Genomic DNA, 20,502 nt, shown 5'->3' with positions numbered 1-20,502 from the left:
TTGTTCTGGCAGAAGAACACCACCGGCGCGTTGTAGACGGCGGCGAAGTTGAACGCCTCGCTCACGTCGCCCTGGCTGGAGGCGCCGTCACCGAAGTACGCGATCACGCCGGAGTCCGCGCCGTCCTTGGCCACGCCCATCGCATAGCCGGTGGCGTGCAGCGCCTGCGACCCGATGACGATCGTGTACAGGTGGAAATTGTTGCTGTTGGGGTCCCAGCCGCCGTTGTTCACGCCGCGGAACATGCCGAGGAGGTTGGTCGGGTCGACCCCGCGGCACCAGGCGACGCCGTGCTCGCGGTAGGTCGGGAAGACGTAGTCGTCCTCGCGGGTGGCCCGGCCGGAGCCGATCTGGGCGGCCTCCTGGCCCAGCAGCGAGGCCCACAGGCCCAGCTCGCCCTGGCGCTGCAGGGCGGTGGCCTCGGCGTCGAAGCGCCGGGTGAGCACCATGTCGCGGTACAGGCCGCGCAGCTCGTCGGGGGTGATGTCGGCGACGTACTGGGCGTACTCGGCGTAGGCCGAGTTCTTGGCGGTCCCGACGCGTTCGCCCTCGGGCGTCAGCAGCTGCACGAGCTCCGTCTCGGAGCCCTTCTCGGCAGCGGCGGTGCGGGTGGTGCGCTTGGCGCCGGTGGTCGCGGCCTTGGCGCCGGCGGTGCGTTTGGCGCCCGCGGTCCCGGCCTTGGTGCCGGTGGTACCGGTCGCCTTGCTTCCGGCGCTGCGTCGCGGCTTGCGCGCGGCAGTGCTCTCGGTCACGTGTGCTCCTCCGTCGGTCCGGCCCCCGGGTTCGCCGGAAGCCAGTGCGGCTCACCTGCGGCCCGGCGGTCGCACAAGGGTGGGTGCGGCCCGGTCGGGAACAGGCGTGACAGGTGCCCCGGCGAGCGCCCTGCGAACAGCACGTTACCCAGTGCTCCACATTTCTGTGAAACCCCTCCTGACCTGCGTTTTTACTCGGATTTCCAAGTAAATCGGCAAAGTGCGGAAGTTTTACTGGTCACAGCCTCGCAGGGGGCCGGAACAACGGCACGTTATCCCGGCCACCCCGGGCACGGGAAGACTTGGCGTGTGACACTGCGCGCGCGCCCGAAAACGGACACATCCGGGCATTCCTGCTGGACGGCCGCGAGCTCGTCCGCCGGGGGTGTGCACGATCCGTTCCGCCGTCGAGGTGGTGGGCGTGCTGCAGCCGGGTGACGTCCCGAACGCGACGCGCGCGTGGACCCGTTTCCGGGACGCACGCGCGCGTGGAGAGCGATTCGGCCCGGGTCAGCCCAGGCCGCCCGGCAGCCCGGGGTCGCTGGTCGAACCGCCGTCGGTGCCGCCCGTCGGGTCGCTGCTCGCGCCGCCGTCGGTGCCGCCCGTCGGGTCACCCGTCGGGTCCGTGGTCGCGTCGCCCGTCGGGTCACCCGTCGGGTCCGTGGTCGCGTCGCCCGTCGGATCGCCCGTCGGATCGTCCGTCGCGGTGTGCGACGGCGTGTACGACGGCGTGTAGGGCGGATTCCACTCCCCGCTGCCCGTCCCTCCGTCGCCGTTGCCCTGCTCCGTGCCCGGGTCGGTGGTCTCCTGCGTCTCCTCGTCGCTGGGCGACGAGCTGGGCGACTCGGTCCCGGTGCTCTGCGAAGTGGTCGCCGTCGGGCTCTTGTCCGTGTCGGTGCCGCCCGTGCCGCCGCCGCCGTTGTTCAGGGCCAGCGCGACGCCCGCGGCGACGGCGATCACCGCGAGGACGGCCAGGATCCACAGCTTGCCGCGGCCGCTGCCCTTGTTGCCGTTGCCCTCGAAGCCGCCGTCGTCCCCGCCGTAGCCCCGGCCGTAGCCGCCCGGCAGGATCGGCTGGGGGATCTGCGTGGTGCCCGAGCCGTGGTCGGGGTGCGGCAGCACCGAGGTGCCCGCGAGGCCGGCGGCGGGAGTGTGCCGGCCGTCGTGCGCGGCGACCGGGCCGGTGTTCCAGGTGCCGGTGTGACCGCCCTGCTCGTACAGCATCTGCAGCCCGTACTGGACCAGGCCGCGCATCTCCTCGGCGGTCTGGAAACGGTCGTCGGGCTCCTTGGCCAGCGAGCGCATCACCAGGCCGTCGAGCTCCGGCGGGGTGGCGTCGGAGACCTCGGACGGCGGCGTCGGAATGTCCTGGACGTGCTGGTAGACCACCGACAGCGGGGTCTCACCGGTGAACGGCGGACGCAGCGCGAGGAGTTCGTAGAGCAGGCAGCCCGTCGCGTACAGGTCGGAGCGGTGGTCGACGGCCTTGCCGAGGGCCTGCTCCGGGGAGAGGTACTGCGGGGTGCCCATGACCATGCCGGTCTGCGTCATCGTCGACTGGGCGCCGTGCAGGGCGCGGGCGATGCCGAAGTCCATCACCTTCACCGCGCCGTTGTGCGTGATGATGACGTTGGCCGGCTTGATGTCGCGGTGGACGATGCCGTGCTGGTGGGAGTAGGCGAGCGCCTCCAGGACACCGGAGACGATGATCAGCGCCTGCTCGGGGCCGGGCGCCTCGGCGTTGAGGAGGAGGTCGCGGATGGTGCGGCCCTCGACGATCTCCATCACGATGTACGGCACCGACTGGCCGCCGACGAAGTCCTCGCCGGAGTCGTACACGGCCACGATGGCGTGGTGGTTGAGGCCGGCCACCGACTGCGCCTCACGCGTGAAGCGCGCCTTGGAGACCGGGTCCTCGGCGAGGTCGGCACGCAGCAGCTTGACCGCCACGGTGCGTCCGAGGCGCACGTCCTCTGCGGCGAACACCTCGGCCATGCCGCCCCGCCCGAGCCTGCGGGTCAGCCGGTACCGGCCGTCACCGACCAGGCCGCCGTTTCCCCAGGCCTCCGGCGCGTCAGACATACCGCCGCCAGTCGCCTCGGGTTCGGACGGGCCCTGGGCGCGCTGCTGCTGTGCCATCAGTCCTCGCCGTCGTTTCTGCCCGCGGTGCGCGCGGTGTTGTTACGGTCTCCGTCGGCCACGCTACAGCCTTCGCGGGGGCCTCCGGTCCGAGATGGGCGCCGGGACCGGCATCGAGACGGACCGGTCATGAAACCCTGGTTCCGTACTCTCGTGCAAATTCCGTGTACCGGCGGTACGCCGGCTGTAACGCTTCCGCGACGCTTCTTTCGCGTACGGTCACGGAACGGGCACCCCGCTTGACGTGTCGGTGCCCTGGGGCAGACTTGGCCGGGAATAGCACTTTCGATCACGAGCGCGCGTGCTGCTGACACCGGCGCCGCACAGCGCCTATGGGGGACGCAGACACATGAGCCAGGACGCCGGACAGGGCCGGTATGCGGGGCGCGCGCTCGCCGGCGGCCGCTACCAGCTGCGCGACTTGCTCGGTGAGGGCGGCATGGCCTCCGTGCACCTGGCGTACGACTCGGTGCTGGACCGACAGGTCGCGATCAAGACACTGCACACCGAACTGGGCCGGGAACAGGCCTTCCGCGAGCGCTTCCGCCGCGAGGCCCAGGCCGTGGCCAAACTCACGCACACCAACATCGTCTCCGTCTTCGACACCGGCGAGGACGACCTCGGTGGCATGACGACCCCGTACATCGTCATGGAGTACGTCGAGGGCCGGCCGCTCGGCTCGGTGCTCGACGAGGACGTCCGGCAGTACGGCGCCATGCCCGCCGACAAGGCGCTCAAGATCACCGCGGACGTGCTGGCGGCCCTCGAGATCAGCCACGAGATGGGCCTGGTCCACCGGGACATCAAGCCGGGCAACGTGATGATGACCAAGCGCGGCGTGGTCAAGGTGATGGACTTCGGCATCGCCCGCGCCATGCAGTCCGGCGTGACCTCGATGACGCAGACCGGCATGGTCGTCGGCACCCCGCAGTACCTCTCGCCGGAACAGGCACTCGGCCGCGGTGTGGACGCCCGCTCCGACCTGTACTCGGTCGGCATCATGCTGTTCCAACTGGTCACCGGGCGCCTGCCGTTCGAGGCGGACTCGCCGCTGGCCATCGCGTACGCGCACGTGCAGGAGGAGCCGGTGGCTCCTTCGTCCGTCAACCGCGCCCTGCCGCCGGCCGTGGACGCGCTGGTGGCCCGCGCGCTGAAGAAGAACCCGAACGAGCGTTTCCCCAGCTCCGAGGCCATGCGGGACGAATGCCTGCGCGTGGCGGCCTCCTTCCGGGCGGCCCCGCCGAGCATCGTGCCCGGCGCGCACACGTCGAGCGGCGCGGGCGTCGGCTCCGCGGTGTTCCCACCGGTCGACCAGACCGCGCCCGCGCCCACGGGCCCCGTCCAGACGCCGTACCAGCCGATGCCGAATCCCGGCCCGAGTCCCTACGGCGGCACCCCGGCCCCCGCCGCGCCCTCGCCCGCGTACGGCTATCCGCAGCAGGGCGGCGGCTACCAGACGCCGTCGCCGTCGCCGTACGCACCGCAGCAGCACCAGGGCGCGCCCACGCCACCGCCGTACAACCTCACGCCCGCCACCCCCGCGTCCGGATCACCGGGCGGCGGCAAGGGCAACAAGATGGTGATCATCGGCTCGATCGCGGTCGCCGTCCTGGCGGTCGGCGGCCTGATCGGCGCGCTGACGATGGACGACGGCGGTGACGAACCCAAGGGCGGCGACGCGACCACCGCCGCCTCCGAGGTGGCGGGCTACCGCGGGCCGGACAAGACGAAGACGATCGAGAAGGACACCTGCACGGAGCCCCGGGAGGCGTACAACGACCCCGACAAGATCCAGGTGCCGGACTTCACGTTCAAGTACATCGGCTCGGTCAAGGAGTGCTTCAACGCCGCCGGGTGGCCGATGGAGATCGTCGAGGTCGACGAGAACACCTACGGTGAGGGCTCGATCCGCGACCAGTTCCCGCAGCCCGGTACCGACGTCGACCCCGACGACATGCCGACGATCCAGCTCAAGGTCTCGACGGGCAAGCCGCCGTCCGCCTGACCACGCGTTCCGTCCGGCGTACGGCGAAGGGCCCGGCAGCAGGTGCTGCCGGGCCCTTCGCGCTGTCGGTGGCCGGCGCTCCCCACGGGTGCGGGCTTCCCACCGGGATCAGCGGGCTTCCACCCGTGCCGGCGGGCCTGTTACCGGTGCCGGCGCGCCTGCTACAGGTAGGGGCCGCCGGAGCGGACGCCCGGGTGGGGCGGCTCCTCGCCGTCCTGGCCGACGCCCGGCGGGAGAGCGCGGCGCATCTGCTCCAGCTGGGCCCGCGCGGCCATCTGCTGCGCGAACAGCGTGGTCTGGATGCCGTGGAACAGGCCCTCCAGCCAGCCGACCAGCTGGGCCTGCGCGATCCGCAGTTCGGCGTCGGTCGGCGTCACGTCGTCCGTGAAGGGCAGGGAGAGCCGCTCCAGCTCCTCGACCAGCTCCGGGGCCAGGCCGTCCTCCAGCTCCTTCACCGAGCTGGAGTGGATCTCCTTGAGCCGCGCCCGGCTCGCCTCGTCCAGGGGCGCGACGCGCACCTCCTCCAGCAGCTGCTTGATCATGCTGCCGATCCGCATGACCTTGGCGGGCTGTTCCACCTGCTCGGTCACCGGGGTCTCCCGGGAGTCGTCGTCTCCGCCGCCGCTGAGCGCCATTCCGTCCTGGCCGACGACCAGGATCTGGGGGTTCTCCGGCGACCTGTCGTTCCTCGGCATCTCCATGCCCGCCATTCTCTCGTACGCCTGCGCCTCGATCGGGTGGTGCCCCCGGAGAAACGTGATCCACCGCGTTCGGCGGAGTCCGGAATGCCGGTATGGCGAGCAGGTGTGAGGCTTGTTCCGTCGATTTCCGCGACTGGTTATCACCGGGAGGGGGTCACGGACGTGACTCCATGGCTGCACGCACTGCGAGCTACGGGACTGGCGGGGGTTCTGGGGGTGAGCACGTTGGTGTCGCCGTGGGGGGCGGAGGCGGCGCACGGCGCCGGGGCCGCGACGGCGGGGGCCGCCGGGTTCGCGACGGTGGACGCGATCGCGGCCCCGTCTCCTTCCGCGCCGGCCCCCGCTCCGGTGCCCGGGACGGCTGCCGGCCCCGACCGCTCCGGCGGTGGCGACGGGCATGCCACCGACGGCGACGACGCGCACGGCTCCGGCGGTGACGACGCTCACGACTCCGGCGGTGACGACGGGCGGGGCGCTCACGAGCGCCCCCGGCGCCAGGACGGCCGTGACGGCCCCGACCGCCCGCAGGCCCACCCCGCATCCCCCGCCGCCGAGGAGTCCGGCCCGGCGGACGGCGCGGCGCGCGGCTCCACGACGCCCGCCCCCTCACCCTCGCCCTCTCCCTCGGCGTCCGGCGGCTCGGCGGCCGACCCGGAGCCCTCCCGGGCGGGGAGCCGGCCGGGCGAAGGGCGGCAGCGGCCCGGACGGCCCGAGGAGCGGGCACCGGAGTGGGGCGGCGCGGACGAGAACGCGGGTCACAGGGCGGACGACGACGGTGGCCGGGGCATCCTCGACGATCCGTTCCCCGCCGTGCCGCCCGGGGAGGCCGGGGAGGCCGCCCCGGTGCCCTCCGCGACCCCGTCCGGGTCCGAGCAGCCGCAGGCCGGCACGCACGCCGAGGACGCCACCGAGCCCGTGGTGCGGGTCCTTCCCCTGGGCAGCGGGCTGGTCCTCATCGGCCTCGGCCTGGCCCTGGCCTTCGTCGGCCTCCGCCTGCGCCGGGGCTGACACCCGCCTCCGCTACGGGGTGACCAGCAGCACCTTGCCGATGTGCCCGCTCTCCTCCACGACCCGGTGGGCGGCGGGGGCGTCGCTCATCGGGAGTTCGCGGTCGACGATCGGACGGACGTGCCCCTCCGCGAGCAGCGGCCAGACGTGCTCGCGTACGGCCGCCACGATGGCCGCCTTCTCCTCCAGCGGGCGGGCGCGCAGCGACGTCGCGCTGACGGCCGCGCGCTTGGCCAGGAGCGTGCCGATGTCCAGCTCGGCCTTCCGGCCGCCCTGCATGCCGATGATCGCGAGCCGGCCGTTGACGGCGAGGGCCTGGACGTTGCGGTTCAGGTACTTGGCGCCCATGTTGTCGAGGATGACGTCGGCGCCCGCGCCGCCCGTCGCCTCCTTCACCTCGGCGACGAAGTCCTGCTCGCGGTAGTTGATCAGGATGTCGGCGCCCAGTTCGGCGCAGCGCCCCAGCTTCTCCTCGGTGCCCGCGGTCACGGCGACCTTCGCGCCGACGGCCTTGGCGAGCTGGATCGCCATGGTGCCGATGCCGCTGGAACCGCCGTGCACGAGCAGCGTCTCACCGGGGCGCAGGTGGGAGACCATGAAGACGTTCGACCAGACGGTGCAGACCACTTCGGGCAGCGCCGCCGCCCGCGTGACGTCGATGCCCTCCGGAACCGGCAGCAGCTGACCGGCCGGAACGACGACCTTCTCGGCGTAACCCCCGCCTCCGAGCAGCGCGCACACCTCGTCGCCGACGGACCAGCCGGACACGCCCGGCCCGAGCGCGGCGACGCGCCCGGAGCACTCCAGGCCGGGGTAGGGGGAGGCGCCGGGCGGGGGATCGTAGAAGCCCTGGCGCTGCATGATGTCGGCGCGGTTGACGGCGCTGGCCGTCACCTCGACCAGGACCTCGCCCTCGCCGGGCACCGGGTCGGGGACCTCGGACCAGACCAGCGCCTCGGGGCCTCCGGGTTCGGAAATCGTGATCGCATGCATGAGAGCGACGCTACTCCTCCACCCCCGGTCGGGCCCCTCCACCCGGTCCCCGGGACGGAACGCCCTCCCCGCCCGGCCCCAGGTCAGGGAACCGCACCCGGGTCCCGGGGCGGAACGCCTCCCACCCGGTCCCCAGGCCGGGAGGCCCTCCCCACGCGGGCCCCCGGACGGAACGCCCTCCCCTCCCGGTCCCAAGCTGGGACGCCCCCCCTCAGACCCAGGTCCGAACGCCTCCCACCCGGCCCCCAGACCGGGAGGCCCTCCCCACGCGGGCCCCCGGACGGAACGCCCTCCCCTCCCGGTCCCAAGGTGGGACGCCCCCCCTCAGACCCAGGCCGGAACGCCTCCCACCCGGTCCCCAGACGGAACTCCCTCCCCACCGGCCCCCGGACGGCGCGCCCTCCCACCCGGTCCAAGGCCGGAAAGGCCTCCCACCCGGGACCCAGGCCGGAAGGCCCCCCCACCCGGGACCCAGGTCGGGACCTCCTCCATCTTCAGGACCGTCCGCCGGGAATCCCCGTGCGAGACCGATGAGTTTGCGCGACGGTGGAGGTCTTCCCATGCGTAGTCCGAGAACGCGGAGGGACCACCGATGAGCACGCACACGTCCGGTCTCGCGATCGAGACCGCGGGACTGGTGAAGACGTTCGGCGAGACCCGGGCCGTGGACGGGGTGGACCTCGCGGTGCCCGCCGGCACGGTCTACGGCGTCCTCGGCCCGAACGGCGCCGGCAAGACCACCGTGGTGAAGATGCTCGCCACCCTGCTGCGTCCGGACGGCGGCCAGGCCCACGTCTTCGGCCACGACGTCGTACGCGAGGCGGACGAGGTGCGCGGCAGGGTGAGCCTCACCGGGCAGTACGCGTCCGTGGACGAGGACCTCACCGGCACCGAGAACCTGGTCCTGCTGGGACGCCTCCTCGGGCACGGCAAAGCGGCCGCGCGCGAACGCGGCGCCCAGTTGCTGGCGGCCTTCGGGCTGACGGACGCGGCGGCGAAGCAGGTCAAGCACTACTCCGGCGGCATGCGGCGGCGTATCGACATCGCCGCGTCCATCCTCAACACCCCCGATCTGCTCTTCCTCGACGAGCCGACGACCGGCCTCGACCCGCGCAGCCGCAACCAGGTGTGGGACATCGTGCGCGCGGTCGTCGCCCAGGGCACGACCGTGCTGCTGACCACGCAGTACCTGGACGAGGCCGACCAGCTGGCGTCCCGGATCGCCGTGATCGACAAGGGCAGGGTGATCGCGGAGGGCACCAAGGGCGAGTTGAAGGCGTCCGTCGGCGCCGGCTCCGTCCACCTGCGGCTGCGGGATCCCGGCCGGCGGCCGGAGGCCGAGCGCGTCCTGCGCGATCTGCTGGTCGCCGAGGTCCAGCTGGAACACGACCCGGTCGCGCTGACCGCCCGCCTGGGGGCGACGTCCGGTGACACGGCCGCCGACCAGGCCGCCAGGGCACTCGCCGAGCTGGCCCGGGCCGGCATCACCGTCGACAACTTCTCTCTCGGCCAGCCCAGCCTCGACGAGGTCTTCCTGGCGCTGACCGGGCACGACACCGGCCAGAGCCCTGATGCCGGCGACGGCACCGGCACCGGCCCCGACGCGAAGGACGAGGTGGCGGCATGAGTACGGCCACGAGCACCGAGGGCAAGGAACTCTCCCCGGTCAGCACCGAGTCGCTGGCGGCCCTGCTGGTCGCCAAGGAGCGCCCGCCGCGGCCCAGCGCCCTGTCCACGTCCGTGACCTTCGGATGGCGCGCGATCCTCAAGATCAAGCACGTGCCGGAGCAGCTCTTCGACGTCACCGCGTTCCCGATCATGAACTTGCTGATGTTCACGTACCTCTTCGGCGGTGCGCTGGCGGGTTCGCCGAGCGACTACATCCAGTTCGTGCTGCCGGGCATCCTCGTGATGTCGGTCGTGATGATCACGATGTACACCGGGGTCTCGGTGAACATCGACATCGAGAAGGGCGTCTTCGACCGCTTCCGCTCGCTGCCCATCTGGCGGCCCTCGGCGATGGTCGGCTACCTGCTCGGTGACGCGCTGCGCTACACCATCGCGTCCGTCGTGATGCTCACCGTCGGCCTGCTGCTCGGGTACCGCCCCGACGGAGGGTTCGGTGGCGTGGTCGCCGGGATCGCGCTGCTGCTGGTGTTCTCGTTCGCCTTCTCGTGGATCTGGACGATGTTCGGGCTGATGCTGCGCACCGAGAAGTCGGTGATGAGCATCAGCATGATGGTGATCTTCCCGCTCACCTTCCTGTCCAACGTCTTCGTCGATCCGAAGACCATGCCGGGCTGGCTGCAGGTGTTCGTCAACAACAGCCCGATCACCCACCTGGCGTCCGCGGTGCGCGGGCTGATGGCGGGTGGCTGGCCGGGCGTCGAGATCGGCTGGACCCTGGGCTGGGCGGGCCTGTTCCTGCTGGTCTTCGGCCCGGTCACCATGCGTCTCTACAACCGCAAGTAGCCCCCGCGCGCCCGGTACGGGACCGGTGCCCCGTCAGTCGCGGGGCAGCGGGCGGGCGTCGGGCGCCACATGGGTGGCCGGCGTCGCCCGCACGATCGTGATCAGGCGGTCCGTCAGCTCCAGCCCGCCGACGTCCGGATCGTCGTAGCCGAGCACCCGGTGCCCGCGTACGACGCTCACCACCAGGTCGTCCGTCTCCCGCGGGTTCCTGCCCACCTCGGCCTTTATGACCGGTCGCTCGACGAGGTCGAGGCCGCTGCCCTGGCTGATGAGGTCCTCCATGACCATGCCGGCCGCGGGGCTGAGCACGGAGAGTCCGAGCAGGCGGCCCGCGGCGCTGGCGCTGGTGATCACGGCGTCGGCGCCGGACTGCTTCAGCAGCGGCGCGTTCTCCTCCTCGCGGACCGCGACCACGATCTTCGCGCCGCGGTTGAGCTGCCGGGCCGTCAGCGTCACCAGCACGGCCGTGTCGTCGCGCTGGGTGGCGATGATGATCTGCTTCGCCCGGTACACCTCGGCGCGGTTCAGCACATCGCTGCGCGTCGCGTCACCGACCACGCCCGCGTACCCGTGGGCCGTCGCGGCCTCGACGGCCTTCCCGCTGGGATCGACCACGACGACCTGCTCCTTGCGCAGCCCGGTCGCGCAGACGGTCTGGATCGCCGACCGTCCCTTGGTACCGAAGCCGACAACGACGGTGTGATCGCGCAAGGTGGACCTCCAGCGGTTCAGGCGCCACTCCTCCCGAGTGCGCTCGGTGAGGGCTTCCAGCGTGGTGCCGACCAGGATGATCAGGAACAGCACGCGCAGGGGCGTGATGACGAAGATGTTGGTGAGCCGGGCGGCGTCGCTGACGGGCGTGATGTCGCCGTACCCGGTGGTGGAGAGGGTGACGGTGGCGTAGTAGAAGGCGTCGAGGAGGTCGACGGACCCGTCGGAGTTGTCGGTGTAGCCGTCGTGGTCGGCATAGACGATGACGGCGGTCACCAAGAGGACCAGCAGTGCCGTGGAAAGCCGCTTGCCCACCTGGCGGATCGGGTGCTCCACCAGCTTCCTCGGGAGTTTCACCCGATGGGTCACGAGATGCTCGTCCGCCTGGCGGGCGATCGCGTCCTGGCCCGGAAGTTTCACGTGAAACACACTCCGATTCCACCGGTGGCCCAGGGCAGGTCGAGCAGTTCGGCCTCCTGTCCCGGCCGCGTCCCGCCCGGGGGTACGACGGCCAGGGCATCGGCGGCCGCGATGCCGCGCAGCATGGCGGGACCGTTGTAGTGCAGCGGCACGGCACCGTCGCCGCGCAGGACGACGGGGACGAGCCGGGTGTCGTGCGGGTGCCCGTGCACCGCGTCCCTCAGCGGCAGCGCGTACGGCTCGGGGGCCGGGCGGGCGGCGAGGGTGCGCAGCAGCGGCTCGGCGAGCGTGAGCAGTCCGGAGACGGCGGCGAGAGGGTTGCCGGGCAGTCCGACGAGGTGCCGGCCGTCCTTGAGACGGGCCAGCAGCATGGGGTGTCCGGGGCGTACCTCGACACCGTCCACGAGGAGTTCGGCGCCGACCCGGCGCAGGACGGGGTGAACGTGGTCGACGGGGCCCGCGGCGGTGCCGCCGGTCGTGACGATCAGGTCCGCCTTGGAGGCCGTGACGGCACGCTGCAGGGCCTTGGCGTCGTCACCGATCCGGCGGACCGCGCGGACCTCGGCACCCAGGGCCCGCAGCCAGGGCGGCAGCATCGGGCCGAGCGCGTCCCGGATGAGGCCGTCGTGCGGGAGGCCCTCGGTGAGCAGTTCGTCGCCGAGGACGAGGACGTCGACGCGCGGGCGGGGGACCGCGGTGAGGGTGTCGTAACCGGCGGCAGCCGCGAGGCCCAGTACGGCCGGGGTCGCCAGGGTGCCGACGGGCAGCAGCTGGTCGCCGCTGCGGCACTCCTGGCCGCGCAGGCGGATGTCCTGGCCGTGCACGACCTCACGCGTCGCCTGCAGCCGGTGCCTGCCGTCGGTGCGGCCGTGCTCGGTGCGCAGTACGGCGGTCGTGTCCAGGGGGATGCGTGCGCCGGTGGCGATCCGGGCGGCCGTGCCGTCGGTGAGGGGCGCGGGTTGCCCGTGTCCGGCCAGGACGCCCTCGTCGCGCACCGTCCAGGGGCCCGGGCCGGCGACGGCCCAGCCGTCCATCGCGGAGGTGTCGAAGGAGGGCAGATCGGTGAGGGCGGTGAGGGGCGCGGCGAGGGTGAGGCCGAGGGCCGCGTCGAGGGGCACGGAGACCGGGGCGCGGGAGCCCGCACGGGCCGCGGCGCGGGCGGCGCGCTCGGCGGCGGCCCGGGCTTCGGGCCACGGGGTCGCGCGGTGGCGGGGCTCGGCCGGCTCGCGCGGGGCGCCGTGGTGGCTGTGGCTGCCATGACTGGCTTGAGTGGCGTTGCTGGCGCGACTGTTGTGAGCGGCGTTGCTGCCGTGGCTGAAGTGAGCGCCGTTGCTGTCGTGGCTGTCGTGATGCTCGGCGTGCGCGGGTGTCGCGGGGTGGCCGCGGTCGCCGCGGGAGGGGCCGGGGTGCTGGTTCACGAGGGCGAGCGCCTCCTCGACGTCCAGGTCCTCCGCCTCGTCGTCGGCCCGTGTCCGGGGGGAGGTCATCACGCGTCCGGGCGGGTGTCGGGGGTGGCGTCGGGCGCCACGTCGGGCTCGCCCGGCGCGGGGGCGGGTCCGGCGTCGGCGGCTTCCAGGGCCCAGCGCTGGGCGAGGGCCGCGGCCTTGCGGGCGGTCTCGGCGACGGCCTCGGGTCCTCCCCCGGCCCGTCCGGCCGCGTAGCCGACGAGGAAGGTGGTCAGCGGGGCGGCGGGCCTGGCCACCCCGTGGGCGGCGTCGCGCGCGAGGTCGAGCAGGACGCCGGTGTCGACGTCGAGGTCGATGCCCAACTCGTCCTTGGCTGCGGTAATCCATTCATCCAACACGTGACCATGCTCCCTGATGCGTGCCCTTGCGGTGGCGATGTCGTCCCAGGTGTCGCAGTCGAAGGAGGCGACGGCGTCGGGGACACGGATGAGACGGAGCGCGCCGGTCAGGCGGCGCAGGGGCAGCCCGGCGAGGTCCGCCCGGTCCCGGGTGAGCGCGGCGAGTTCGCGGCGCAGCGCGGATGCGCGGTAGGCGGCGACGAGGGGCTGGTCGCGGCCGTCGGCGTCGGTGAGCAGCACGCCGTCGCAGTCGCTCGCGGTGAGGGCCGACAGCAGCCGTCCGACGGTGGGCGCGTCGAGGAACGGCAGGTCGGCGGAGACCACCACGACGTGCTCTTCCGTGGTGTGCGCCAGGCCGGCGGCGAGGGCGGCGAGCGGTCCACCGCCGGGCGGGTCCTCGCGCGCCCAGGTCACCGGGCGGGCGGTGGGGCGGGGGTCGGCGACGACGACGGTGGTGCGCGCTCCGGCGCAGGCGGCGAGCACCCGGTCCAGCAGCGGGCGCCCGCCCACACGGAGACCCGGCTTGTCCGCACCGCCGAGCCGCCGGGCGGCCCCGCCGGCGAGCACGACGGCGTCGCACCCGGCGAGGCCCGGACCCGGCGCGGAGCCGGAGCCGACGGCGGGGCCGGAGCCGGGGGCACCGGAGGGCTCGTACGCGGTCACCCCCCGAGTATGCGTCCCTGCGCGATCACAGGGAACGCGGGGGAGGCCGCGCGTTCAGCGCGCGTGCTCCGGCACCGCCGTCACAGGGTGCGCAGCAGTACCGCCGGCTGCTCCACGCAGTCCGCGACGTACCGCAGGAAACCGCCCGCCGTGCCGCCGTCGCACACCCGGTGGTCGAAGGTGAGCGACAGCTGGACGACCTGGCGCACCGCCAGCTCGCCCTCGTGCACCCAGGGCTTGGGGACGATGCGGCCGACGCCGAGCATGGCGGCCTCGGGGTGGTTGATGATCGGCGTGGACCCGTCGACGCCGAACACGCCGTAGTTGTTCAGCGTGAAGGTGCCGCCGGTCAGTTCACCGGGCGTCAGCCGACCGGCCCGGGCAGCCTCGGTCAGCCGGGCGAACTCCGAGGTGAGCCCCTCGGCGTCCCGCGCGTGCGCGTCCCGGACGACCGGAACGACCAGCCCCCGGTCCGTCTGGGCGGCGAAGCCGAGATGGATCCGGCCGAGCTGGACGATCTCCCTGGTCTCCATGTCGACCGTGGAGTTCAGCTCGGGGAAGCGGGCCAGTGCGGCCGTGCAGATCCGGGCCAGCAGGGCGACGAGGGAGATCTTCTGCCCACCGGCGGCGTTCATCGCGGCGCGCGCCCGCGTCAGCTCGGTCGCGTCGGCGTCCACCCAGCAGGTCGCGTGCGGGATCTCCCGCCTGCTGCGGGAGAGCTTGTCGGCGACGGCGCCACGGACGCCCTTGAGGGGGACGCGGATGATGCCGTCGGACCCCGGGGCGGAGGCGGCTGCCGGTCCGGTCCCGGCCTCGTGCGGCCCGCTCCTCCGGGCCGCCGTACGGCCGCTCTGCGCGGCGGCGGCACGCAGCGCGTACTCCACATCCGCCCGCAGGATCAGCCCGTCCGGGCCGGAGCCGGTCAGCTCGCGCAGATCCAGGTCGTTCTGCCGGGCGAGCCGGCGCACCAGCGGGGAGATGACGGGGACGGGGCCGTCCACCGGGTCGGCGGAACGGGCCCGGCCGTTGGCCCGCCCGGTCGCCGCCGGGGCGGACGCCGAAGGGGACGCCGACGCGGACGCCGACGGCACCGGCCGCACCCTGCGCCGCCGCGCGGGCGCCTCGGAGGTGCCGTACCCGACCAGGACGTTGCCCGAGCCCTCGGCCTTCGCCTGCCGCTCCCGGGAGCGCTCGGCCTGAACCTGCTCGGCCCGGGGCTTCACGTCCTGCGGCTCCCCTGCCGTCTCCCCGACCCGCTCGCCCGCCGGCTCCCCGGCACGCCCACCCGCCGGCCCCCCGGCCCGCTCGCCGGGCGGCCGGCCGGCCGTCTCGCCGCCGGTGCCCGCCTCTCCTGCCGGGCGGTCTCCGGCGGTCTCGCCGACCGCCACCGTCAGCAGCGGCGCCCCGACGGGCAGCTCCGTGCCCTCCTCGCCGAAGCGGGCGGTGACCACACCGCCGTAGGGACAGGGCACCTCGACCATCGCCTTGGCCGTCTCGACCTCGACGACCGGCTGGTCGACGACGACGACGTCGCCGACCTCGACCATCCAACGCACGATCTCCGCCTCGGTGAGCCCCTCACCGAGGTCGGGGAGCCTGAACTCCAGGCCGTGACCGTCAGAAGCGTGTGCCATCAGCTTTCGGCCTCCCACTGCAGGCGCCCCACGGCGTCCAGGATCCGGTCCACACCGGGCAGGTGGTGGCGCTCCAGCATCGGTGGCGGATACGGGATGTCGAACCCGGCCACACGCAGCACCGGCGCCTCCAGGTGATGGAAGCAGCGCTCCGTGACCCGGGCCGCGATCTCCCCGCCCGGGCCCCCGAAGGAACCCGACTCGTGGACGACGACCGCGCGTCCCGTCCGCCGCACCGAAGCGCACACCGTCTCGTCGTCGAACGGCACCAGGGAGCGCAGATCGACGACTTCGAGGTCCCAGCCCTCGGCCCGGGCCGCCTCGGCCGCCTCCATGCAGGCGACCAGCGACGGCCCGTACGTGATGAGTGTGGCGCTCCGGCCCGAGCGCCGCACCACCGCGCGGCCCACCGGCTCAACGGGTGCGGGCTCCTCGGGGTTCCAGGAGTCCTTCGACCAGTACAGACGCTTGGGTTCGAGGAAGACCACCGGGTCGTCGGAGGCGATGGACTCGCGCAGCAGCCCGTAGGCGTCGGCGACGGTCGCGGGCGTGACGACATGGAGCCCCGGAGTCGCCATGTAGTACGCCTCGGACGAGTCGCTGTGGTGCTCGACGCCGCCGATGCCGCCGCCGTAGGGGACGCGGATGGTCAGAGGCAGGGGCATCTTCCCGCGGGTGCGGTTGCGCATCTTGGTGACGTGGCTGACGACCTGTTCGAACGCCGGGTAGGCGAAGGCGTCGAACTGCATCTCCACGATCGGGCGCAGCCCGTACATCGCCATGCCGACGGCCGTGCCGAGGATGCCGGCCTCGGCGAGCGGCGTGTCCGTGCAGCGGTCCGCGCCGAACTCCTCGGCGAGCCCGTCGGTGACCCGGAAGACGCCGCCGAGGGTGCCCACGTCCTCGCCCAGGACGTGTACTCCCGGGTCGGCGGCCATGGCGTCGCGCAGCGCGCGCGTGAGGGCCTGCGCCATGGTGGCCGGCCTGACGGCGACGGTGGTCATCGGCGCGTTCCTTCCGACTCGGCCCCGGCCCCCGCGTCCGCCTCGGCCTCGGCCTCCAGCTCCGCGCGCAGCCGGTCCCGCTGCTCGCGCAGCTGCGGGGTGGGCTCGGCGTAGACGTGGGCGAACAGGTCCATCGGGTCGAGCCGCGGGTCCTGGTTCATGCGCGCGCGCAGGTCGGCGGCCAGGGTCTCGGCGTCCTCGCGGGCGGCCCGGACGGCGTCCTCGTCGAGCAGGCCGCGCTCGGTCAGCTCCCGTTCCAGCAGCTCGATCGGGTCGTGCCGGCGCCAGGTCTCGACCTCGGCGTCGCCCCGGTAGCGCGTCGCGTCGTCGGCGTTGGTGTGCGCCTCGACGCGGTACGTCACGGCCTCCACCAGCGTGGGCCCGCCGCCCGCGCGCGCGTGCCGTACGGCGTCGGAGAGGACCTCGTGCACGGCGGCGGCGTCGTTTCCGTCGACCAGGCGGCCGGGCATGCCGTAGCCGACGGCCTTGTGGGCCAGCGACGGGGCGGCGGTCTGCTTGGCGAGCGGGACGGAGATCGCGAAGCCGTTGTTCTGTACGAAGAAGACGACCGGCGCCTGCCAGACGGCGGCGAAGTTCAGCGCCTCGTGGAAGTCGCCCTCGCTGGTGCCGCCGTCGCCGACCATCGCCAGCGCGACGACGTCGTCGCCCTTGAGCCGCGCGGCGTGCGCGAGACCGACGGCGTGCGGCAGCTGGGTGGCGAGCGGCGTGGACAGGGGGGCGACCCGGTGCTCGTAGGGGTCGTAGCCGGTGTGCCAGTCGCCGCGCAGCAGGGTGAGGGCCTCGACCGGGTCGACTCCGCGGGCGACCACGGCGAGCGTGTCGCGGTAGCTGGGGAAGAGCCAGTCCCGCTCCTCGAGTGCCAGCGCGGCGGCGACCTCGCAGGCCTCCTGGCCGGTGCTGGAGGGGTAGACGGCCAGCCTGCCCTGCTTGGTCAGTGCCGTGGCCTGCGCGTTGTACCGCCGGCCGCGCACCAGCCGGGCGTACAGCGAGCGCAGCAGCCGGGGGTCGGCCTGCTCGGCGGCCTTCGTGCCGAGGACGCGGTACGGCTCCGCGTCGGGCAGCAGCGGCGCGGGGTCGGTACGGGGCTGCCAGGCAGGCGGCGGCGTGGGCCGGTATGCGCCCCGCTGCTCCATGACCGTCATGACGGCACCTCCTCGTGGGAGCGGCTCCGGGCTCGGCACGGTTGTGACGGGCCTCACCTACCGATTGTTCGGTCGTCGGCACATTCTGGCTACAGGCGGCCCCAGGCTGTGGACAAACGGTTCTCCACAGCCTGAGATGGACGCAGTACGTCCATGGTAAGAAGGCGGGGGGACATGGCATCTGAACAAATGGCCGAACACCCGGAGGACGCCGGCGAGCAGGAAGAGTCCGGCGCCCCGCCGCCCCCGCGCCCGCTGGACGCCATCGACCAGGACATCCTGCGCATGCTCCAGGCGGACGGCCGTGCCTCGATACGCTCGGTCGCCGAGCGGGTGCACGTCTCGCGCGCGAACGCCTACGCGCGCATCAACCGGCTCGTCGAGGACGGCGTCATCCGCGGCTTCGGTGCCCGCGTCGACCACGAGCGCGCGGGCCACGGCACCTCGGCGTACATCACCTTGAAGATCGTCCAGAACTCCTGGCGCACGGTCCGCTCCCAGCTCCGCCGGCTCCCCGGGGCCTCCCACATCGCCCTGGTGGGCGGCGACTTCGACGTCCTGCTCCTGGTGCACACCCCCGACAACCGGGCCCTGCGGGAGCTGGTGCTGACCCGCCTCCAGGCCATCCCGGAGGTGCTCAGCACGCGCACCCTGCTCGTGTTCGAGACCGAGGACCTCGAACCGCAGAACTGACCCGCCACCGGGCCCGGCCAACCACCGGTGGCGGCCGGCCACCGGCCCCGGCCGGCCACCGGCCCCGGCCGACCACAGGCCCCGGCCGACCACAGGTGCAGACCCATCACCGGCCCCGGCCACCGGCGGCTCAGGACGCCCTGCGCAGCCCTCCGAACACCAGCCGCGCCACCGCGTCGACCACTTCCCGCTCACCCGCGCCACCCGCGCCACCCCTGCCGCCCGGTCCGCCGGAGTCTTCGGCGCCACCGGAACCGCCGGGGCCTTCGGGGCGGTACCACTCGACGATCGAGTTGATCATGCCGAAGACCAGGCGCGTCGCGAGCCGCACCTCCACGTCCGCGCGTACGTCCCCCTCCGCCGCCGCGGCCTTCAGCAGATCCGCCACCCGGTGGTCGAACTCGCGCCGCCGCTCCAGCGCCCACCGCTCGGTGCCCGTGTTGCCGCGCACCCGCAGCAGCAGTGTCACGTAGGGCAGTTCGGCCATGAGTACCTCGACCATGCGCCGCACGACGTACTCCAGCCGCTCGGCGGCGGACCCCACGCGCGCGTGCTCCTCGTCGAGGATCCCGAAGAGCTCGTCCAGGGCCCGGCTCACGGCCCGGCGCAGCAACTCCTCCTTGCCCGTGACGTGGTGGTAGATCGACGACTTGGAGATGCCGGCCGCCTTGGAGAGGTGCTCCATGGAGGTGCCGTCGTAGCCGCGCTCGATGAAGACCTGCACGGCGACGGAGAGCAGTGTCTCGGGTGTGTACGTGTCGCGTCTGGCGGTGGTCATGAGGGGGTTCCCTCCCCTGCGTCGGATGCGTGCGCGTGGCGGTGGAGCGCGAGGGACGGGGCGTAGCGCCCCGAGGGTTCGCGCCGGTGCAGGCCCTCGAGCAGTCCGTACGCCCAGTGGTGGCCGAGCCGGTCGTCCCACTCGAAGGGGCCCAGCGGGTAGTTGACGCCCAGTCGCATCGCGGTGTCGACGTCCTGTGCGGAGGCCGCCCCCTGGGCGACCATGTCGTGTGCCAGGCAGACGATCCGCGCGACCGTACGCGCGACGATCATGCCGGGAACGTCGCCGACGACGCTGACCTTCTTGCCGAGCGCCTGGAAGAGACCGGTGGCCTCGGCGAGCGTCCGGGGCGGCAGGGCCCGGTGGGCGGACAGGGCGATACGGGTGGCCCGCCGGTAGTCGAGCGCGAGGTCGAAATGGACGACGTCACCGAGCTCGCCGGAGGTCCGCCCGTCGGCGAGGAGCAGCCGGCCACCACCGGGCAGGAGGAGCGACCCGCTGCCGCCGTCCTCCTCACGGACCTCGATACCGGCCTCGCGGATCAGCGTGACCAGCTCGGCGGCCGGCCCCAGGCCGCCCTCGACGACGACGTACGCCGGCCGGTCGGCCGGCTCAGCGGTGTGCGGCTCGGGGCGTTCGGCACCGTCCCGGTAGTCGTACCAGCCCTGCCCGCTCTTGCGGCCGAGCCGGCCGGACTCGACCAGGCGGCGCTGGGCGAGCGACGGCGTGAACCGCGCGTCCTGGAAGAACGCCTGCCACACGGAGTGCGTGACGGCCTCGTTGACGTCCTGCCCGATGAGGTCGGTCAGCTCGAAGGCACCCATGCGGAAGCCGCCGGACTCGCGCAGCACGGCGTCGATGGTGGCCGGGTCGGCCGCCTGCGCCTCGTACACCGAGAACGCCTCGGCGTAGAAGGGCCGGGCGACGCGGTTGACGACGAAGCCGGGGGTGTCGGCGCAGGCGACCGGGGTCTTGCCCCAGGCGCGGGCCGTCTCGTACGCGCGCGTGGCCGACGCGCGGTCGGTCGCGAACCCGGAGACCACCTCCACCAGCGGCAGCAGCGGCGCGGGGTTGAAGAAGTGCAGGCCGACGAAGCGGCCGGGGTCGCGGAGCGCTCCGCCGACGGCGGTGACGGACAGGGAGGAGGTGTTGGTGGCGAGCAGGCAGTCGTCGCCGACGACGTCCTCCAGGGCGCGGAACAGCTCCTGCTTGACGTCCAGCCGCTCCACGACCGCCTCGACGACCAGCGCGCAGCCGGCGAGGTCGGCGAGGGTCTCGGCGGGCTCCAGCCGGGCACGGGCCGCGTCCCGGTCGGCGCCGGTGAGCCGTTCCTTTTCGACGAGCCGGTCGAGCCGGGCGCCGATCGCGCCGGCCGCTTCCCGGGCCCGCCCGGGGACGGCGTCGTACAGCCGTACGGGATGGCCCGCGACCAGCGCCACCTGGGCGATGCCCTGGCCCATGGTGCCGGTGCCGACGACGGCCACGGGGCTGCTGAGGTCGAGTGCTGTCATGTGCGCGATCCTCCCGCACGGGGTTTTCCACAGATGCGGCGGTCCCCCTTG

Annotated in this window: 17 protein-coding genes; 5 read left to right on the top strand and 12 right to left on the bottom strand. The window is 73.3% G+C overall.

Going from position 1 to position 20,502, the window contains the following annotated elements:
- Together ACP4J0_RS35835 and ACP4J0_RS35830 are read right to left on the bottom strand one after the other, a co-directional pair.
- Positions 1–752 (bottom strand): thiamine pyrophosphate-dependent enzyme (locus tag ACP4J0_RS35835; protein WP_426603228.1); only part of this gene is annotated, 752 nt, incomplete at its 3' end.
- A gap of 510 nt (positions 753–1,262) precedes the next feature.
- Positions 1,263–2,891 (bottom strand): protein kinase domain-containing protein, encoded by a 1,629-nt coding sequence (locus ACP4J0_RS35830; RefSeq protein ID WP_426603226.1) that lies wholly within the window; start codon positions 2,889–2,891, stop codon positions 1,263–1,265.
- A gap of 349 nt (positions 2,892–3,240) precedes the next feature.
- On the opposite strand from ACP4J0_RS35830, the gene ACP4J0_RS35825 reads away from it, so the two are divergent.
- Entirely contained in the window at positions 3,241–4,896 is a 1,656-nt protein-coding gene (locus ACP4J0_RS35825; protein ID WP_426603224.1) for a protein kinase domain-containing protein, read from the top strand.
- A 161-nt stretch (positions 4,897–5,057) separates the two neighbouring features.
- On the opposite strand, the gene ACP4J0_RS35820 is transcribed toward ACP4J0_RS35825, so the two are convergent.
- Positions 5,058–5,597, bottom strand: coding sequence for a bacterial proteasome activator family protein (locus ACP4J0_RS35820; protein WP_426521576.1), 540 nt, complete (start codon positions 5,595–5,597; stop codon positions 5,058–5,060).
- 216 nt (positions 5,598–5,813) lie between these two features.
- Between ACP4J0_RS35820 and ACP4J0_RS35815 the strand changes: the two genes are divergently transcribed.
- Positions 5,814–6,605: a hypothetical protein gene (locus ACP4J0_RS35815; protein WP_426603223.1), complete on the top strand. Its 792-nt coding sequence runs from the start codon at positions 5,814–5,816 to the stop codon at positions 6,603–6,605.
- Between the two features lie 12 nt (positions 6,606–6,617).
- Here ACP4J0_RS35815 and ACP4J0_RS35810 read toward each other — a convergent pair whose 3' ends face one another.
- A complete protein-coding gene (locus ACP4J0_RS35810) occupies positions 6,618–7,598 on the bottom strand; it encodes an NAD(P)H-quinone oxidoreductase (protein WP_426603221.1) in 981 nt (326 codons plus the stop codon).
- A gap of 592 nt (positions 7,599–8,190) precedes the next feature.
- On the opposite strand from ACP4J0_RS35810, the gene ACP4J0_RS35805 reads away from it, so the two are divergent.
- Both ACP4J0_RS35805 and ACP4J0_RS35800 read left to right on the top strand, forming a co-directional pair.
- Positions 8,191–9,225 carry an ATP-binding cassette domain-containing protein gene (locus ACP4J0_RS35805; RefSeq protein WP_426603219.1) on the top strand — a complete coding sequence of 345 codons (1,035 nt, stop codon included), beginning with the start codon at positions 8,191–8,193 and terminating at the stop codon, positions 9,223–9,225.
- Positions 9,222–10,070 carry an ABC transporter permease gene (locus tag ACP4J0_RS35800; RefSeq protein ID WP_426603217.1) on the top strand — a complete coding sequence of 283 codons (849 nt, stop codon included), beginning with the start codon at positions 9,222–9,224 and terminating at the stop codon, positions 10,068–10,070. The genes ACP4J0_RS35805 and ACP4J0_RS35800 overlap by 4 nt, the downstream gene beginning before the upstream one ends.
- A 33-nt stretch (positions 10,071–10,103) precedes the next feature.
- Here ACP4J0_RS35800 and ACP4J0_RS35795 read toward each other — a convergent pair whose 3' ends face one another.
- The 6 genes from ACP4J0_RS35795 to pdhA form a co-directional block, all read right to left on the bottom strand.
- A complete protein-coding gene (locus ACP4J0_RS35795) occupies positions 10,104–11,201 on the bottom strand; it encodes a potassium channel family protein (protein ID WP_426603215.1) in 1,098 nt (365 codons plus the stop codon).
- Positions 11,198–12,688, bottom strand: a complete 1,491-nt coding sequence (locus ACP4J0_RS35790) for a molybdopterin-binding protein (protein ID WP_426603213.1) — start codon at positions 12,686–12,688, stop codon at positions 11,198–11,200. The genes ACP4J0_RS35795 and ACP4J0_RS35790 overlap by 4 nt, the downstream gene beginning before the upstream one ends.
- Positions 12,688–13,668, bottom strand: a complete 981-nt coding sequence (locus ACP4J0_RS35785; RefSeq protein WP_426603211.1) for an NTP transferase domain-containing protein — start codon at positions 13,666–13,668, stop codon at positions 12,688–12,690. Before ACP4J0_RS35785 ends, ACP4J0_RS35790 begins: the two co-directional genes overlap by 1 nt.
- A gap of 80 nt (positions 13,669–13,748) precedes the next feature.
- Entirely contained in the window at positions 13,749–15,302 is a 1,554-nt protein-coding gene (locus tag ACP4J0_RS35780; RefSeq protein ID WP_426603209.1) for a dihydrolipoamide acetyltransferase family protein, read from the bottom strand.
- Positions 15,302–16,306: an alpha-ketoacid dehydrogenase subunit beta gene (locus tag ACP4J0_RS35775; protein WP_426603208.1), complete on the bottom strand. Its 1,005-nt coding sequence runs from the start codon at positions 16,304–16,306 to the stop codon at positions 15,302–15,304. The genes ACP4J0_RS35780 and ACP4J0_RS35775 overlap by 1 nt, the downstream gene beginning before the upstream one ends.
- Positions 16,303–17,469 (bottom strand): pyruvate dehydrogenase (acetyl-transferring) E1 component subunit alpha, encoded by a 1,167-nt coding sequence (gene pdhA / locus ACP4J0_RS35770; protein ID WP_426603206.1) that lies wholly within the window; start codon positions 17,467–17,469, stop codon positions 16,303–16,305. Before pdhA ends, ACP4J0_RS35775 begins: the two co-directional genes overlap by 4 nt.
- A 174-nt stretch (positions 17,470–17,643) precedes the next feature.
- Here pdhA and ACP4J0_RS35765 point away from each other — a divergent pair, with 174 nt between their 5' ends.
- Positions 17,644–18,162 carry an Lrp/AsnC family transcriptional regulator gene (locus ACP4J0_RS35765; protein ID WP_426603204.1) on the top strand — a complete coding sequence of 173 codons (519 nt, stop codon included), beginning with the start codon at positions 17,644–17,646 and terminating at the stop codon, positions 18,160–18,162.
- A 130-nt stretch (positions 18,163–18,292) separates the two neighbouring features.
- Here ACP4J0_RS35765 and ACP4J0_RS35760 read toward each other — a convergent pair whose 3' ends face one another.
- Together ACP4J0_RS35760 and ACP4J0_RS35755 are read right to left on the bottom strand one after the other, a co-directional pair.
- Positions 18,293–18,940 carry a TetR/AcrR family transcriptional regulator gene (locus ACP4J0_RS35760; protein ID WP_426603202.1) on the bottom strand — a complete coding sequence of 216 codons (648 nt, stop codon included), beginning with the start codon at positions 18,938–18,940 and terminating at the stop codon, positions 18,293–18,295.
- A complete protein-coding gene (locus ACP4J0_RS35755) occupies positions 18,937–20,451 on the bottom strand; it encodes a 3-hydroxyacyl-CoA dehydrogenase (RefSeq protein ID WP_426603200.1) in 1,515 nt (504 codons plus the stop codon). The genes ACP4J0_RS35760 and ACP4J0_RS35755 overlap by 4 nt, the downstream gene beginning before the upstream one ends.
- Between the last annotated feature and the right edge of the window lie 51 nt (positions 20,452–20,502).

It is taken from the genome of Streptomyces sp. WG7 (assembly GCF_049975785.1).
Taxonomy (GTDB): domain Bacteria; phylum Actinomycetota; class Actinomycetes; order Streptomycetales; family Streptomycetaceae; genus Streptomyces.
Note: the sequence above shows the minus strand (reverse complement) of the source record. Positions and strands in the feature narration are given on the sequence as shown.